Origin of the sequence: Pseudomonas sp. LD120 (assembly GCF_009861525.1) — a bacterium.
GTDB lineage: Bacteria > Pseudomonadota > Gammaproteobacteria > Pseudomonadales > Pseudomonadaceae > Aquipseudomonas.
The window spans coordinates 2,911,449-2,927,654 of the sequence record NZ_WVHL01000005.1 but is presented as its reverse complement, the minus strand read 5'-3'; the positions used below and the strand labels follow the sequence as shown (position 1 = coordinate 2,927,654).

14 protein-coding genes are annotated in these 16,206 nt (G+C 61.0%); 8 read left to right on the top strand and 6 right to left on the bottom strand.

The features are described from left to right. Window positions 1-26 precede the first annotated feature (26 nt). From PLD_RS27800 to PLD_RS27785, 4 genes are all read right to left on the bottom strand, one after another. Complete coding sequence (locus tag PLD_RS27800; protein ID WP_159897901.1) at window positions 27-2,861, bottom strand: TonB-dependent receptor; 2,835 nt, start codon at window positions 2,859-2,861, stop codon at window positions 27-29. A gap of 97 nt (window positions 2,862-2,958) precedes the next feature. Continuing rightward, complete coding sequence (locus tag PLD_RS27795) at window positions 2,959-3,924, bottom strand: FecR domain-containing protein (protein ID WP_159897900.1); 966 nt, start codon at window positions 3,922-3,924, stop codon at window positions 2,959-2,961. Next, window positions 3,921-4,427, bottom strand: a complete 507-nt coding sequence (locus PLD_RS27790; protein WP_159897899.1) for a sigma-70 family RNA polymerase sigma factor — start codon at window positions 4,425-4,427, stop codon at window positions 3,921-3,923. Before PLD_RS27790 ends, PLD_RS27795 begins: the two co-directional genes overlap by 4 nt. A gap of 211 nt (window positions 4,428-4,638) precedes the next feature. Then, window positions 4,639-5,079, bottom strand: coding sequence for an Lrp/AsnC family transcriptional regulator (locus tag PLD_RS27785; protein WP_159897898.1), 441 nt, complete (start codon window positions 5,077-5,079; stop codon window positions 4,639-4,641). 139 nt (window positions 5,080-5,218) lie between these two features. Between PLD_RS27785 and PLD_RS27780 the strand changes: the two genes are divergently transcribed. The 8 genes from PLD_RS27780 (at window position 5,219) to PLD_RS27745 (ending at window position 13,706) form a co-directional block, all read left to right on the top strand. Further along, complete coding sequence (locus PLD_RS27780; protein ID WP_159897897.1) at window positions 5,219-8,266, top strand: aminotransferase class III-fold pyridoxal phosphate-dependent enzyme; 3,048 nt, start codon at window positions 5,219-5,221, stop codon at window positions 8,264-8,266. Window positions 8,267-8,458: 192 nt separating this feature from the next. Next, window positions 8,459-9,247, top strand: a complete 789-nt coding sequence (locus tag PLD_RS27775) for an ABC transporter substrate-binding protein (RefSeq protein ID WP_159897896.1) — start codon at window positions 8,459-8,461, stop codon at window positions 9,245-9,247. Between the two features lie 64 nt (window positions 9,248-9,311). Continuing rightward, entirely contained in the window at window positions 9,312-9,959 is a 648-nt protein-coding gene (locus PLD_RS27770) for an amino acid ABC transporter permease (protein ID WP_159897895.1), read from the top strand. Window positions 9,960-9,968: 9 nt separating this feature from the next. After that, the gene (locus PLD_RS27765; RefSeq protein ID WP_159897894.1) at window positions 9,969-10,628 is read left to right on the top strand and encodes an amino acid ABC transporter permease; all 660 of its coding nucleotides are present in this window, start codon (window positions 9,969-9,971) and stop codon (window positions 10,626-10,628) included. After that, a complete protein-coding gene (locus PLD_RS27760) occupies window positions 10,625-11,389 on the top strand; it encodes an amino acid ABC transporter ATP-binding protein (protein WP_159897893.1) in 765 nt (254 codons plus the stop codon). Before PLD_RS27765 ends, PLD_RS27760 begins: the two co-directional genes overlap by 4 nt. A 280-nt stretch (window positions 11,390-11,669) precedes the next feature. Beyond that, entirely contained in the window at window positions 11,670-12,239 is a 570-nt protein-coding gene (locus PLD_RS27755) for a hypothetical protein (RefSeq protein ID WP_159897892.1), read from the top strand. After that, a complete protein-coding gene (locus PLD_RS27750; protein ID WP_159897891.1) occupies window positions 12,236-12,796 on the top strand; it encodes a hypothetical protein in 561 nt (186 codons plus the stop codon). The genes PLD_RS27755 and PLD_RS27750 overlap by 4 nt, the downstream gene beginning before the upstream one ends. Before the next feature lie 250 nt (window positions 12,797-13,046). Next, complete coding sequence (locus PLD_RS27745) at window positions 13,047-13,706, top strand: hypothetical protein (RefSeq protein WP_159897890.1); 660 nt, start codon at window positions 13,047-13,049, stop codon at window positions 13,704-13,706. 630 nt (window positions 13,707-14,336) lie between these two features. On the opposite strand, the gene PLD_RS27740 is transcribed toward PLD_RS27745, so the two are convergent. Both PLD_RS27740 and PLD_RS27735 read right to left on the bottom strand, forming a co-directional pair. After that, window positions 14,337-15,320, bottom strand: coding sequence for an MDR family oxidoreductase (locus PLD_RS27740; protein WP_159897889.1), 984 nt, complete (start codon window positions 15,318-15,320; stop codon window positions 14,337-14,339). A gap of 51 nt (window positions 15,321-15,371) precedes the next feature. After that, a complete protein-coding gene (locus PLD_RS27735; protein ID WP_178116219.1) occupies window positions 15,372-16,004 on the bottom strand; it encodes a TetR/AcrR family transcriptional regulator in 633 nt (210 codons plus the stop codon). Between the last annotated feature and the right edge of the window lie 202 nt (window positions 16,005-16,206).

Below are 16,206 nucleotides of genomic sequence, written 5' to 3'. Positions count from 1 at the left end.
GCAACCGGCTGGCCACTGCCGGCCCCTCAGAACTTCGCCTGCATCCCCACCCGCAGCGTACGCCCCGGCGCCGGCATGAAGCTCTGCGCCAGCGGGTCCAGGTAGTAGCGATCCGTGAGGTTTTGCAGCGACACGTTGAGGCTGGCGTCTTCCTGCAACTTGTAATTGAGGAACAGATCGAACAACGCCACTTCGCGGTAGTTCAGTTGCGGCGTGGTGGCGCCGGTCTGCCAGGGCTTGTCGGCGGTGACGGTGGGCCCCGAGGTGTAGGTGATCCGCGTGCCGAGGGTCAGGCTCTGGTCGAAGAAGCGCAGGCCGGTGGTCAGGTTGCCGGCAAAGCGCGGCGGGTTCTGAGTGTTGGTGTAGGACCCCATGAAGCTGCCCGGGGTGCAGTCCGGGGTGTCGGCGGTTTTCCGGTAGGGGTTGCTGGTGGCGCGCAGGGTGGCGGCGAAGGCCGCGTCGCAGGTTTCGGTCTTCAGGTAGTAGGTGGACGACAGGTCGGCAAACACCCGCCCGGCGTCGTAGCGGGTTTGCAGTTCCAGGCCGCGGGTGGTGTAGCTGTCGGTGTTGCTGAAGCGCATCAGGCCCCACAGGCCCGGGCTCGGATCGTAGTAGCGGGTGATGTAGTTTTTGATGCTGTTGTTGAAGTAGGCGAGCTTGATCGCCGCCGCATCGTCATCCAGCAACAAGCCCTTGTGCAGGCTGCTGGCGCCGATTTCCCAGTTGCTTGAGCGCTCGGGCTTGAGGCCCTTGCCGGGCGTGGTCTGCTGCACACCGTAGCCGGTTTCGAACAGCGAGGGCATGCGAATGCCCTGGGTGTAAGAGGCATAGACGAAGGTGTCTGGCAGCACTTCGATGTTGATACCGAAGGCCGGGGCAAAGGCGCTTCCGCTGTTGCTCTGCTGGCTGGAATAGTTGTAGCCGGTGACCACCCGGCCTACTTGCGCGTCGCCCACTTCCGTCTCGGTCGCGCCGAATTGGTTATAGGGCGTGCCTTCGAATGGATAGTTGGTGTTATTGAAAACAATGCCGTTGTTCAAGCGTGGGTCGGTCGCATCGGTGTACAGCCCGTTCTGGTCCGGGAACCACATCAGGTAGCCATAGTCGCCGGGCCTGGAGACGGTCACGTACTTGTGTTCGCGTTCCTCTCTGCGCGCCGTGGCATTGGCCACATGGTCCTTGCTGCGATAGTGGGTGTAACGACCGCCGCCCCACAGCGTCAGGTGCTCCACCGGCTGGTATTCCAGCTTGCCGTTGAAGCTGAACTCCTGCCGCGAGCCTTCGCGCAAGCTGCGGTTGGCGTTGATGTCGTCCTGGGTGGTGACCACGCCCTTCTGCGGGCGCAGTTCTTCCAGCTGGAACGAGCCGCCCAGGTCCAGCTTCAAGTCGCCGTAGTCGGTGCTCAAGCGCGAGGTGTTGGCCAGCCCGCCGCCCATGCGGCGGTTGGCCTGGCGGGCCCAGGAGCGATCCGTGCGATAGGCCTGGGAGGCCGGTGCCGACCAGGCGCTCAGTTGGCTGGTTTGCGCATCGGTCAGCCACAGGTCGGCAGTCAGGTCCAGCAGCGGGTTGTCCGCGGGCAGGTAGTTGTAGCGCGCGGTGTAGGTGTCGATCTGGGTGTGGCCCAGGGGATACTGGTAGATGCCACCGGTGCCGAAACGGAAAATGTCCGAGGGCATGATCTCGCCGATGCGCCCGTCATAGCGCCGGTAGCCGAGGTCGAAGCGGTGGCCGTCCGCTGGGCGCAGGGTGGTCTTGAGCAGCCACGATACGGTCTTCGACGAGGAGTTCAGCACCTCTTCCCCGGCGTTGTAGGTGGTGGCCACGCTGGTCTGTTCATCGCCGTAGCGGTCAAAGGTGCGGTAGCGATCCTGGCCCTTGTTGCCGGCGAAATAGTTGCCCTGGGTGCGCTGGGCGTAGGCCGCCACCACATCGAACAAGTCATGGCTGTAGGCAAACGCGGCACTGCCGGACTCGGCCTGCGAGCCGAACAGCCCGCCACGGCTGTGGTGCGGTTCCGCGTACAGGTCCTCGGTCCTGGAATGGGGGTCGCGACGGGCCGGCGCCACGCCGTTGTTCCAGACATCGCCCTTGAGCCGCAGGCCGACATGCTGACCGTCCTTGAGGATGTCGCCGACCCCGAGGGTGCGCATCTTCACCGTGCCGCCGATGGCGCTGGAGGTCAGGCTCGGGCCCTTGTCGATGGCGATGTCGCTGATCATGTCCGGGTCGATGTAGCTGCGTTGCTGGGTGCCGGCATAACCGCGATAGACATCCAGCGCCTGTTGCGACCCGTCCACCGTCACCGCCACCCGGCTCTGGCCCTGGATGCCGCGGATGTTCACATCCAGGCCGCCGCCATTGCGGCTGTCGCCGACCTGCACCCCGGGCTGGCCCTTGAGCACGTCGCCCACCGACACCACGCCAAAGCGCTGCATGTCGTCGGTGGAGATGTACACCGACGAACGCGGCGCCCGATACACCTCTTGCTCGTCAGGGTTCTCGCCCTTGATCTTCTGCATCGGCAGCGACACCGCATCAAAGCGCAGGCGCAAGGCATAGCCGCCGTCGGCCTGACGCACGTAGCCCAGGCCGGTGCCCGCCAGTAGCTGGTTCAAGCCCGCTTCGGCATTGAAATCACCTTGCAGGCCCTGGCTGGTCTTGCCCGCCGTAAGCAGTGCACTGCCGGCCAGGCTGATCCCCGCCTCGGCGCCAAAACGCGACAGCACTTGGTCCAGGGGACCGGCGCCGATGCTGTAGTGGCGTTCGCCAGCCGCCAGCGCCATCTCGCTGTAGAGCGGTTGCAGGCTGAACAACAGCAGGCCGAAGGTATGGGTACGCAAGACACGAGTGGGGAAAAACATGCAAGGCTCCTAGGGATCGAAACCCACCTGCGCCGGCGGGTAATACCTGAAGGCCAAGCCAGATCGAAAAAACTATCGCGCAGGTGAAAAAAAACGTTCAGGCCGGCACCACCGTCACCCAATAACGGGTTCTGCGCTCGATGCGCACCGGCAGGGTATTGGCCACCAGGGCCAGGGCGGCATCGGTGTCGTCCAGCTGGAAACTGCCGCTCACCCGCAAAGCGGCAACCGCTTCGCTGCAACGTAATAAGCCCGGGCGATAGCGCGAAAGCTCTGCCAGCAACTGATCCAGGCGCATGCGCTCGGCGGGCAGGAGGCCGCGCAGCCAGGCCTGGGCCAGAAACGCATCGACGGAACTCGGCCGCCCTGCTCCACGGCCATCGACCCGGGTTTGCCAGCCGGCCTGCAAGGGCAGCGGGGTCGACGGCTGCCGGGCACTGACCTGCACCAGGCCGCGCAACACCGTCACCTGAGTGCCCTGGCGATCATGACGCACCAGCAGATGGGCGCCCTGGCTGTACAACAGCGCATCCGGCGTTTGCAGTTGCAGAGACGCCGATCCGGCCGGGGTATCCAACGCCAGTTCGCCCTCGATCAACTGCACACTGCGGTGCCCCGCACTCAAATCCAGGTTCACCGCACTGGCGGTGTTCAGCCACAGTGACCCGCCATCCGCCAGGGCCCAACGCCGCCGTTCGCCGATGCCGGTGCGATAACCGGCCAGGGCCGAACGCACCAGGGTGGAATCCGCCCCCTGCCAGGCAACACTCCCCAGCAGCCCCAACGCCGCCAGGCCCTTGAGCACCTGCCGGCGCCGTTGCGGATCGACGCCCGCCGCCTGCAAGGCCCGACGCGCCGTGGCATCGGCCAACAGATCGGCCCCCGGCTGCAACATCAGCGGCAGACGGCTGACCCGCTGCCAGGCGTACTCATGCTCGGCACAAGCCTCGCGCCACTGCTGCAAAGCCTGCTGCTCGGCGGCGCTCATCAGCCCGGACTGCACTCGCACCAGCCAATCGATGGCGCTGTCTCGCACCCGCGGATCAATCGCCGCGCCCCTCATTCAAACAGGCTCGCATAGCAGACACTGAACGCCTTGCCCATGGCCCGCTGCACCTGGGCCACGGTCAGGCCCAATCGGGCGGCGATCTGCGCATAGGTCAAGCCATCGAGCTGGGACAGAAAGAAAATCTGCCGCACCCGCGACGACAACCCCACCAGCAGCGAGTCCAGCTGCAACAGGGTCTCGATCATCAGATGCCGCTCTTCCGGCGAAGGCTCCTCCCCCACCGGCCGTGCCGCCAGCGCCTCCAGGTAAGCCCGCTCAATCGCCTGACGACGCCAGCGATTGATCAACAGACCATTGGCGATGGTGGCCAGAAACGCCATGGGCTGGCGCAGCTCACGTACATCTTCCTGGGACCGCAGCACGCGGATGAAGGTGTCGTGGGCCAGGTCCTCGGCATCGGCGCTGTGCCCCAGACGCCGATGCAACCAGCCACGCAGCCAGCCGTGATGGTTCGCATACAACTGGGCGACAGGCGAAGAGAGGCTGTGGTTGTGCATGGGAGATTCGCATTAATGATAATGCTTCTCATTTTATGATTTGCGAATGGGAGTTGTACAGCGCGGCACGTTGCGATTGCCATAAAGAGCCAGGCCCGACTTGACGGATCAGGCCACTGGGATCGGGCGCCAAGCGTGGATTGCAGCTGCGTTTGAGCAGTGTCCGGCATTCCCGCAGGCACGCGTCATCAAGTCTTGCCGCCGTGGCGGATCAGGAGGCCTGGCGGTCGATGTCACGGCGGAGCACCACGGCGGTGGTGATGTCCTCGACCGATTCGTGACTGGCGACGGCATCCCGGACACGGTTCAGGTCATCAATGGTGCGTGATTCGATCTCGATCACCAGGTCCAGCTGGCCGCTGACCGAAGAGATGCGGCGCACCTGCGAGTGCTGGGCCAGCATGTCCAGCAGGCTGATGGCCGGGGTGCGTTTCAGGCACACCAGAAACATGGCGCGAATCAGGTTGGCGTCGATTTCGCCAATGTCCGCCCGGTAGCCCCTGATCACACCGTTGCGTTCAAGGTTGCTGACGCGCTCGCTGGTGGCGCTTCTGGACAAGCCGATTCTGGCGGCCAGGGCCTTCAGGGCGATCCGCGCCTCTTTAGACAGAATGTCGAGTATTTCCCGATCTTTCACGTCCAGCTCGCGCATTGAAACTCCTCACATTGACTGCCGATTTTGTGCCGGCCGATTCCGACAATATGCAGGCCAAAGCCGACCGCATACCTACTGCCTTCGAAGATTTCGCATGCCAAGCTAACTGAAAAAAATAACTTGGAAAACCATGACCATGACTGACCTTTGCCACCCTGCTCCGCAGTTTTCGCCCCGCGATGCCGAACAATTGGCTGAGCAGCTTTTCAATGTCAGCGCCAGCGCCTCGCCGCTGGACGGCGAGCGAGACTGCAACTTCCGGTTGAACACAGCAACTGATGCGGGATGGATTCTGAAAGTCGTCAACGCCAGTGAGCCGCGCATTGAAAGCCAGCTGCAGACCGCCCTCCTCAGCCATCTGGCCCATCACAGCCCCGAGCTTGGCGTACCGCAGTTGAAGAAAAGCCTGGCCGGCGATTTACTCGCCTCGGCCGTGGCGCCCTCTGGCGAAACCCACGCGGTGCGCCTGGTGAGTTGGCTGCCCGGCACACCGCTGGCCGAAGTCCCGCGCACCTTCGAACTCATGCGCAGCCTGGGTCAATCATTCGCCGACATGGACCATGCCCTTCAGGGCTTCATGCATCCCGGCGCGGTCCGCGATCTGGACTGGGACCTGCGGCACGCCGCCCGTTCCCGCGCCCGCCTGCACTTCATCAAGGACCCCGGCAGACGCGCCATTGCGCTTCGCTTCATTGAGGCCTTTGAACAACAGGTCGAACCCAGGCTTGCGCGCTTGCGCACCCAGGTCATTCACAACGACGGCAATGACTGGAACATCCTCGTCAACCCGCAGAATCATCAAAAGGTCTCGGGCATCATCGATTTTGGCGATGCGGTGCACACGGTGCTGATTGCCGAAGTCGCCATCACCTGCGCCTACGCCATTCTCGACATGCAAGACCCCATCGGCGCGGCCGCCGCCCTCACCGGCGGCTTCCACGAGCGCTACCCGTTGCAACCGCAAGAGCTGGATGTGCTGTTCAATCTGATCGCCATGCGCCTGGTGATCAGCGTCACCTTGTCCGCCTCGCGCCACCAGCAGACCCAGGACAACCCTTACCTGGCCATCAGCGAAGCACCGGCCTGGCGCCTGCTGGAAAAGATGGATCGCATGAACCCGCGCCTGGCCACGGCGATCCTGCGCAAGGCTTGTGGTTACGACGCGATAGAAGGCGCTGGGGCGATTCGCCGCTGGGTGGATGAACACCGCCAGTCCTTCGCGGACATCGTGCATCCCTCGGCGGCGACCCTGAACAAGGCGATTGTCCCGTTCGCCGATGCCAGCCATGAGATGACCATCGCTTCGGCCGAGCAGCGCCCGGCAGAGGCAACCCAGTGGTGGAACGATTTCTCCGCCGAGCAGCATGTACGGCTGGGCATCGGGCCCTGGGGCGAAGCCAGGACCATCTACACCGACCGCGCCTTTGAATCGCGCTTCATTGCAGGAGAGCGTCGGATCATCCACCTGGGCGTCGACTTGATCATGCCCGCCGGAACACCGCTGTACACACCGCTTGCCGGTGTGGTGCAGAGCGTCGAGGTCGAGCCTGAACCGCTGGGCTATGGCGGCTTGATCATGCTCAAGCACTCGCCTGAAGGCTGCCCGCCCTTCCTGACCCTGTGGGGGCACATGGCCCACGAAGCGCTGACCCGCCTCAAGCCCGGCGACCACCTTGAAGCGGGCGCGCTGGTGGGCTACATGGGCGCGGATACGGAAAATGGCGGCTGGCTGCCCCATGTGCATTTCCAGATGTCCACCGACACCCAGTTGAAGGCGAGCGAGTTCATCGGCGTCGGTGAACGGGCCTATCTTGAGGTGTGGGCCGACCTGTTCCCGGATGCCTCGACCCTGGCCGGAATCCCTGCGGAAACCTATAGCCAGGAAGGCAGGAGCAAAGCGCAGATCGTAGCCAAGCGTAAGCAACTGCTGCTGCCCAACTTGTCGATTTCCTACTCGGACCCGATCAAGTTCGTGCGCGGTGATGGGGTCTGGTTGATCGACAACGTTGGCCGCGCGTATCTGGACTGCTTCAACAACGTCTGCCACCTCGGCCACTGCCATCCCGATGTGGTGCAAGCCCTTGCGCGTCAGGCTTCACGCCTGAACACCAACACCCGCTACCTGCACGACAACATCGTGGAATACGCCGAGCGGCTCACCGCAACATTGCCCGAGGGCCTGGCGGTCGCCTCCTTTGGCTGTTCAGGCAGCGAAGCCAACAGCCTGATGCTGCGCATGGCGCGCAATCACACCGGGCGCAACGATGCCATCGTGCTGGATTGGGCCTACCACGGCACCACCCAGGAGCTGATTGATCTGAGCCCTTACAAGTACAAGCGCAAGGCCGGCAAGGGCCGTGCAGAGCATGTATTCGAGGCGGCCGTGCCGGACGTTTACCGCGCAGCGGATGACTGGCCATTCGAAGAGCTGGGCAAGCGTTTCGCGCAAAGTGTCGCCGAGCAGATCGACAGCATGCGCCGGCAGGGCCGAGCCCCGGCGTTCTTTTTGGCGGAGTCCATTCCCAGTGTCGCCGGGCAGCTGTTTTTCCCGGACAACTACCTGCAAGAAGTCTATGCCATGGTGCGTGCCGAGGGCGGTCTGTGCCTGGCCGATGAGGTCCAGGTCGGCTTTGGCCGAGTGGGCAGCCACTGGTGGGCCTTTGAAACCCAGGGCGTGGTGCCCGATGCGGTGTCCATGGGCAAACCCATTGGCAACGGCCATCCCATGTCGGCGGTGGTGACCACCCGCGAGATCGCCGACAGCTTTAACAACGGCATGGAGTACTTCAATACCTTCGCTGGCAGCCCGGTTTCATGTGCCGTGGGCCTCAGCGTTCTCGATGTGATCGAGCGCGACAACCTGAAACTCAACGCACTGACGGTGGGCAACTATCTGCTCGAAGGCTTTCGCAAGCTGCAGCAGCGCTACGCGGTCATTGGCGATGTGCGTGGGCTGGGGCTGTTCCTCGGGATCGAACTGGTCACCGACCGGCAGAGCAAGGCTCCGGCCACGCAACTGGCAAAAAAGGTCGCCGATGGCGCCCGGGAGCGCGGCGTGCTGATCGGCACCGAAGGCCCCCATGACAACGTGCTGAAAATGCGCCCGTCGATGATCTTCAGCCACAAGAATGCCGACTTGCTGCTGGAGGTGCTGGACGACAGCTTCAAGGCGGCCCTGCAGTAGAGCTGCCAGGATTGGCGCGCAAGTGACCGCCAGCGTGCATAGCCGACAGAGTGTCGGCCAACTCCGGCAATGTGTCCGGCTGGCGGACACCTTGCCGGGTGCTTTCCAGAACAGCCTATGCAAAGCTTTTCCCGAGGCCTGGGTGAAGAGCCCAAACAACAATAATTAATCATTCTTCAAAGGTGCCATCCAATGCTAACCAGAACGCTCAAGGGTCTGTTTGCTGCATCCACCGTCGTCGCCGCGGCGCTCCTCTATCCGGCAGCCGCTCAGGCTGATGACTTGCAATCGATCCAGGCATCCAAAGAGATTCGTATCGCCATGAGCGGGCAGTACTCGCCCTTCAGCTTTGCCAACGAGCAGAACCAGATTGTCGGCTTCGACGCCTCCATCAGCGAAGCCCTGGCCCAGCGGCTCGGGGTGAACGTCAGCATCGTCACCACGCCCTTCGACGGGATCATTGCCGGGCTGCTGGCGAAAAAATATGACGCCATCATTGCCTCCATGACCATCACCCCGGAGCGCCAGAAGGCCGTGGATTTCGTCGGTCCCTACTACCACGCCGGCCGCACCATCGTGGTGAAGGAAGACTCGCCGATCCACAGCCTGGATGACCTGAAGGAGGTGAAGGTGGGCGTCACCCTGGGCGATGCCCACGACAAATGGGCCAGGGCGCGCGGCAACCTGAAGGTAAAAACCTACAAAGGCCTTCCCGAGATGCTGGTCGACCTGGACGCCGGGCGCCTCGATGCGCTGGTGATGGACAGCGTGCCGGTGCTGGTGGCCGTCAAGGAAACCGGGCAGAAGGTGCGCATCATCACCCCTCCCGACCGTGACGGTGGGGTTGAAGGCATGGGCATTGCGCTGCGCAAGAACAACCCTGAACTCAAGGCCGCGATGCAGCAGGCGCTGAACGACATGCTCGCCGATGGCAGCTACGAAAAGATCTCGATGCAGTGGATTGGCAAGGACATTCGCTGACTCATCTGCAGCCTGGCTCGACCTGGGGGTCGGGCCAGTCAATCCGACCTTTTCGAGCCTGCCCATGGATCTGACACTTATACAGCGCACCCTGCCGTTTTTTCTGGAGGCGGCCTGGGTCACGGTGCACGTTTCGCTGCTGGCACTGCTGCTGGGTTTTCTGGTTGCCGTCGTGCTGGTGGCCGCCCGGCTGTCCGGCTTTTTTCTGCTTCGCTGCCTGGCCAGGGTCTACATCAGCGTTTTTCGCGGCACCCCCTGCCTGGTCCAGCTGTTTCTCATCTACTTTGGCGGCCCGCAGATCGGCCTTGAGCTGGAGCCGTTTTCCGCCGGTGTCATCGGCCTGGGCCTGAACATCGCGGCCTACATGGCCGAATCCATTCGTGGCGCGATCAGCAACGTCGATCCCGGCCAGGTCGAGGCGGCGCGTTCAATCGGTTTCGGCAAGGGCCAGACCCTGTGGCTGATCACACTGCCGCAAACCGCCAAGTTGATGATCAGGCCACTGGGGGTCAATGCGGTCGCGCTGATCAAAGGCTCGGCCCTGGTGTCGACCATCTCCGTGGTCGAACTTTCCTACACGGCGCAGCGTTTTATCAGTTCCACCTACAAGCCATTCGAGATCTTCACGGTGTCGGCCATTTTGTACATCGCCATGGTCTACACGGTCAGACTGATGGTGGACCACCTCGATAAACGCTTCGCGGCCAAGTGAGACGCTCCCATGCCAAGCCTCGACCTGAGTATCGTGACACCCTATTCCGAGCTGCTGGCCACCGGGCTCTGGTGGACCATGGTCCTGTTCCTCTGCTCCAGCGTATTGAGCCTGATCGCCGGCATAGCCTTTGCCCTGATCGTGCTCTACACCCCCAGACTGATCTCCCTGCCCATACGCTTTATGACTTGGCTGCTGATGGGCACGCCCCTGCTGCTGCAGCTGTACCTGATCTATTACGGCCTGGTGCAAGTGGGGATCGACATCCCGGCGCTGATGGCCGGCATCATCGGCCTGAGCCTGCATTTTGCGGTCTACAACGCCGACGTGATTCGGGCCGGGATCCTCTCGGTCGACCCGGGCCAGATTGAAGGCGCGCGCTCCATTGGCCTGAGCCGCAGTCAGGCGCAACGCTACGTGGTGGTGCCGCAGGCACTGCGCAATACCCTGGCCCCGCTGGGCAACAACCTGATCGTCCTGCTCAAGGACACCTCCCTGGTGTCGATCATCGGCATCGCCGAACTGGTCTACAGCGCCCAGCGCGCCGTGAGCGAAACCTACAGCCCGTTCGAATTTTATCTGGCCGTCGCGGTGATTTATTACGCGGTCAATCTTGTTCTGGAAGCCGGCCTGCACCTGCTTGAAACCAAGGTAGAGATGTCACGATGACCCCAGAAAAACTCATGGTTGAAGTCAAGGGCGCGCGCAAGGCGTATGGCGCCCTTGAAGTGCTCAAAGGCATCGATCTGTCTGTCTCGCGCGGACAGATCATCGCCATCATCGGCCCCAGTGGTTCGGGCAAAAGCACCCTGCTGCGCTCCATCAATCACCTGGAAGTGCTGGACGAGGGGGAGATCTGGCTGGAGGGCGAACACGTCAACCGGCCCTTGAAAGGTCGCGCATTCGAACAGCACATCAACAGCGTGCGCCAGCAGATGGGCATGGTGTTCCAGCACTTCAACCTGTTCCCGCACCTGACCGTGCACGAAAACATCGCCCTCGGGCCGATCAAGCTCAAAGGGCTGACCAGGCCGGCCGCTCGCGAACTGGCCATGGAGTACCTGTCGAAAGTCGGCCTGGCCAACAAGTTCGACGAGTACCCTTCTCGCCTCTCGGGCGGACAGAAACAGCGCGTGGCCATTGCCCGGGCCCTGGCGATGCGCCCCAAGGTCATGCTGTTCGATGAGGCCACCTCGGCGCTGGACCCCGAGCTGGTGGAAGAGGTCAACCAGGTGATGAAGCAACTGGCCGCCGAGCACATGACCATGTTGATCGTCACCCATGAAATGCGCTTTGCCGGTGAAGTGGCCGACCGGATCGTCTTCATGGACGGCGGGGTGGTGGTCGAGGAAGGCGCGCCACACGAGCTCCTGCAAAACCCGACTCACGAACGCACCCGGTCGTTCTTGAAAAAGCACCTGCACGCCTAGATGAGTGGCCCGCGCACTGGCTGAAGGTTGCTTTGCATCAGGATTGATCAGGCAACCACTGACTGGACACCACACGGAGCGATCAAGGAGAAATGCTTCGTTGCTTTCGACCGTACAGGCCGCACTGATGCCCCAAACGCCCAGCCCGAGAAAAGACGCAACATCGATAGAGGCATTTTGATAGCAACCCCCGGATATCGTTGTTTATGATGCACGCCATGCTCGGGGGTGACAGCCACCTGGGTAGGCGATTTTTCAAGGATAAAAGCAGAGGGACACTATGAGTCGAGTCATCAACCGTGTGATTCAACAGGCCGCGGCAAACTTTTCCGACAGCTTGAGTGCGTTCTACCCGTCCTACGGCCGCAATGGCATGAATGAACGCAACCTCACCTTTCAGTTGGCCAATGCCTTTGGCGCACGCAACAACGCCCATGCGTTCATGGAGGTGCCCTTCCTCAACCCGCTCACCCAGCGCTATGAGTACCGGATCGACTGCATGTTGTTCGACAAGGAACGTGTGTTCTTTGTCGAGGCCAAACGCCTGTTCACCCCGAAGAAAGCCGAACAACTGCGCATCGACTTTCAACGGATGAAAGCGCAAAACCTGGCCCCGGTGCTGGAGAAGTTCGTCACCCCTTCCACCCAGACACGCAGTGTCTACCGCTTGATGCTTGCCGAAACCTGGCACCCGAACATTGTCAGTTGGTGGCAAATGCAAGACACCACCCGATCCTGGGACAACAGCTGGCTACCGGAGACCCGTGGCGTGGTCGAGGTCAAGACGTTCAACAACCAAAGAACACTGTATTGGCTGTACGCCTATGAACAGCTGGAGATGTCCGTATGAACGCTGCGCCAGTGATCGAGCCCTACGACATTGCCGAACACCTTCACCGCTACACCGCCTGGGCCGCAAGTCGTGCAGCGAGCACCAAGACCTGTCGCTTCGATGTGAGCACCGGCAAGACCATCATCGAAGCCACAGGGTTGCACCTGTTACTAGCAGGCCCGCAACTTCTGCCGTCTCCCGAGCACATCGATGCCCAGCACAAAATATGGCGCGAACGCGCAATCGAAGCGGCCAGGAACAAGGGCCTGGTCGGATTCGGCCACGGCGTCGCAGCAAAGCTCATCAATGTCTATCTCAAGGGGGCTTTTGTCTGCGCCGGCCAGGAGTTGCACCTCCATGTCCAGGCCCTGCATCCCCCTATCGACAAACTGTTGCTGGATGAGCTCTACGATCAAGATGTTGGCGGTCTGCGGGCAGTCTGGGCACAAGCACGAAAGCAACGCTGGTCGAAGTTCGATGCCGGGCAGTATCAAGCCGTGATCAATGGCATACGCGAAGTCTTGGCGGGACGTCCACTGTGGCATGTCGAGGCCTACTGGCGTGGCTACCAATGAGTGTGCCGAATCTGTGCATTTCCAGGATAGCGTCTCGACGAAGTCCCTGGTTTATGCGAAGGCCTGCATCAATAGCAAAGGCTTCGACGCCTGAGAGCGCCGTCTGTAGCGTATCTTGTCGGTACCTCCAGCAGGGCCGCTACGGGCCTTAAACCCGCAAAACGCAGCACCAACGCCTGCTAAACTCCCGTCCCCCAAACCCACTTGAGGGTGACCAAAGACTCTGGTCGCCGATTGAAAGGACTCTCCCATGAACAAGCTGATCTACGGCCTTTTCGCCTCGACACTGGCCCTGTCCGTTGACGCGGCCCAAGCCGCTACCGTGGCCGGAGTCTTCACTGGCGACATGCTGGGCACCAACCAGCGTTACTTTGAATCCGTTGCCGGAATCCCCCGTGAATCCTTCGGCGATGAGCACAGCTTCAAAGTCCAGGGCTGCAACATCACCGCCACCATAGAAGGCGGCACAGTCAGCAAACTGCGCATGGAGCTGACGCCCAAATGCCAGGCCGACCTGACCCAGTTCGTCGACACCTTCGCCCCCGCTCCCGGCAAACCGCTCACCGTAGGCGCCTTTACCGAGTCGTCCGGTGGCGGCCTGAGCTACAGCGCCAGTTGCCTGAGCATGTGCGGCAACGCCGCCGACCCTTCGGTCTACGCCCACTGGGAAGGCCCTCGTGCGGTAGATTTCAAGGAAGTGCTGCTGGAGGTGGTCCTGGCCTCGGATGCTGCGCTCAACGCCGCCAACCAGTGGGAAGCGCAGATGCGCACAGCAGAAGGCGAAGACTACGTGATGGAAACCCGCTTCAACTGCGACCAGAAATACGACGCCGCTGCACAGAAGGCTTTTGAGAACGTGCAGGTCAGCGCGGTGACCATCGGCACCGGGCTCAAAGCGTCGGGCTGCTGAGATCGACGACAGAGGCAGAACCGCGGGCGCAAAACGGTTTTTGGAAAGCGCCCTGCTCAAGCCAAAAGGCGACGCATTGCGTCGCCTTTTTTCGTTGCCTCAATACTCAATCAAGGTTACGCAGGATCAGCCTGCCACAAGGTTTTATCACCCAAAGTACGCGGCAGATCGAAGCCGTCACTGAACAGCAGGCCGATGGCAAAGCGGATCTGGGAGAGGTCCTGAGGACCACAGGTGCAGTCGAAGATTTCAAGCAGGCTGTAGGCGCCGACAATACGCTGTTGAACGCACGAACAATGAGGCGTTGGCGTCCAAGCGGAGGATGGGATGGTCGGTTCATGGTTTCAAACAATATATGGAGGTTGGCGTTATGCATGGCTGTTTTCGGCCAAGAGTGTGTAAAAACGCTTTGAGCGCGGCAGGTTCCCATAGCTCGAGTGAAACTCGCGTTTCTACACAAAATCTACACCGGCCAGACGTGCCGATAAGTTTCAGATTTCACGCCGATGCGCGCACTTCAATTTTGACGAAGCGTTTTTACACACTCTAGACCAGAAGCAGCCCCTCAATATGTGCCTGCATAATCAGGCCGAATCACTGCGCGTCAATCTACCGGTCAATTTCTGGCGCTTACCTATTCACGTCCACCACCACACGGCCGCGGACCTTACCGTCGAGCAATTCATGGGCAGCCAATATGGCCTCACTCAGACCGACCTCCTGGGTAATTTCATCCAGCTGTGCCAGATCCAGACCCTTGCAAAGACGGTCCCAGGCTTCGACCCGCTCTTTGTAAGAGCGGGTGACGCTGTTGATACCGAGCAGGCTGATACCGCGCAGGATGAACGGCGCTACCGTCGCAGGAAAGTCCATGCCTTGCGCCAAACCGCACGCAGTAACCAGACCATCTGCGCGAATGCCGGCACACACGTTGGCGAGGGTATGGCTACCGACAGAGTCAATCGCAGCCGCCCAGCGCTCTTTGGCCAAGGCACGCCCGGGGCTAGACAGTTCGGCACGATCGATGATGGTGCTAGCACCCAGGCGCTTGAGGTACTCCGCTTGCGCCAATCGTCCAGTAGCGGCGACCACGGAGTAGCCTTTGCGTGCCAGCAACGCGATCGCAAAACTGCCAACGCCGCCATTGGCGCCTGTCACCAGCACTTCGCCGCGCTCTGGCGTAAGGCCATGGCGCTCCAGCGCCATCAGGCAGAGCATCGCGGTATAACCGGCAGTACCGATCGCCATCGCCTGACGCTCGCTCAACCCTTCAGGCAAGGGAATCAACCAGTCGCCATTCAATCTGGCTTTCTGTGCCAGCCCCCCCCAATGTCCTTCGCCGACACCCCAGCCGTTGAGTAGCACCCGATCACCGGGTTTGTATGCCGAGTGGTTGCTGGACTCAACGGTGCCAGCCAAATCAATGCCGGGAACCATTGGAAAACGGCGAACAACCGGACTACTGCCACTGATGGCCAGTCCATCTTTGTAGTTCAGCGTGCTATAGGCCACACGGACGCAGACGTCCCCTTCCGGTAGCTGCGCCTCATCCAGCTCAGTCACACTGGCTTGGTAAACATCCGCATTTTTATCAACAAGAATTGCCTTGAACATTGTTGCCCCCTATTTAGACCGATCGTCTATAAATAACCAAAGAAAAACGGATTACCGTGTAATCCCTGCAATAAAACCATTCGTGAATACATCCAGTGGCCGCACGTCCTGCACCAGACGGGCACGCAACACGGCACCCTCCCAGCCGATCCAGAAAAACCCAGCGAGTGCTTCGCAGTCACTGTTTTCGCCTATCTGCCCCTGATTGACCGCTTCCTGCAAGCAAGTGGTTAGGCGCGCCTGCCAGTCGAGCAGTACGCCTTCCAGTTCATTGCGAAAACTCTCGGGCAGTACGACAACCTCCTGACCCAGATTGCCCACCAGGCAGCCGCGACGGAACTTGTGTCTGGTCATGCCCGACTTGGCGTCCTCAACAAAGTTTCGCAAGCGCTGGAGAGGAAGTTCCGCCTCATTCAGCAACCAGCGATCCAGTTTGCGGGCAAAGTAATCGGCATAACGACGTAACACCGCCTGTCCAAAGGCTTCCTTACTGTCAAAGTAGTGATAGAACGAGCCCTTGGGTACGCTGACCCGTTTGAGGACCGTGTCGATGCCAGTAGCAGCAAAACCTTGCTCGGTCAGTACTTCCATACCACAACGAAGCAACAGCTCTAGTGTGTCAGCGTGCTCACGGGCAATTTTTGGCGGGCGGCCGCGACGGACCTGTGGCTTAGAAATAGTCATGGCGACATATTAGACTGATCGTATTTAATCTCAACAAAAAAACAATCAAACCCATCTCCAGCACAACCTCAAGGCTACCGACTTGGCATGTGTAGCGATTGAGCGCAAACAAGCCAGTGCCGTAGTTAAGCAATTTTCAGTCTGCCGTACCTCCCTGCAAAGGAGGTACGACAGGCCATTAGTTAAACGTCAGCAGTCCTTC

Bases quoted from the DNA above. Each gene is read 5' to 3' on its own strand.
- PLD_RS27790 (WP_159897899.1), bottom strand. From the start codon at position 4,427: ATGCACAACCACAGCCTCTCTTCGCCTGTCGCCCAGTTGTATGCGAAC.
- PLD_RS27745 (WP_159897890.1), top strand. From the start codon at position 13,047: ATGAACAAGCTGATCTACGGCCTTTTCGCCTCGACACTGGCCCTGTCC.
- PLD_RS27750 (WP_159897891.1), top strand. From the start codon at position 12,236: ATGAACGCTGCGCCAGTGATCGAGCCCTACGACATTGCCGAACACCTT.
- PLD_RS27770 (WP_159897895.1), top strand. From the start codon at position 9,312: ATGGATCTGACACTTATACAGCGCACCCTGCCGTTTTTTCTGGAGGCG.
- PLD_RS27755 (WP_159897892.1), top strand. From the start codon at position 11,670: ATGAGTCGAGTCATCAACCGTGTGATTCAACAGGCCGCGGCAAACTTT.
- PLD_RS27740 (WP_159897889.1), bottom strand. From the start codon at position 15,320: ATGTTCAAGGCAATTCTTGTTGATAAAAATGCGGATGTTTACCAAGCC.
- PLD_RS27800 (WP_159897901.1), bottom strand. From the start codon at position 2,861: ATGTTTTTCCCCACTCGTGTCTTGCGTACCCATACCTTCGGCCTGCTG.
- PLD_RS27780 (WP_159897897.1), top strand. From the start codon at position 5,219: ATGACTGACCTTTGCCACCCTGCTCCGCAGTTTTCGCCCCGCGATGCC.
- PLD_RS27735 (WP_178116219.1), bottom strand. From the start codon at position 16,004: ATGACTATTTCTAAGCCACAGGTCCGTCGCGGCCGCCCGCCAAAAATT.
- PLD_RS27775 (WP_159897896.1), top strand. From the start codon at position 8,459: ATGCTAACCAGAACGCTCAAGGGTCTGTTTGCTGCATCCACCGTCGTC.
- PLD_RS27760 (WP_159897893.1), top strand. From the start codon at position 10,625: ATGACCCCAGAAAAACTCATGGTTGAAGTCAAGGGCGCGCGCAAGGCG.
- PLD_RS27765 (WP_159897894.1), top strand. From the start codon at position 9,969: ATGCCAAGCCTCGACCTGAGTATCGTGACACCCTATTCCGAGCTGCTG.
- PLD_RS27785 (WP_159897898.1), bottom strand. From the start codon at position 5,079: ATGCGCGAGCTGGACGTGAAAGATCGGGAAATACTCGACATTCTGTCT.
- PLD_RS27795 (WP_159897900.1), bottom strand. From the start codon at position 3,924: ATGAGGGGCGCGGCGATTGATCCGCGGGTGCGAGACAGCGCCATCGAT.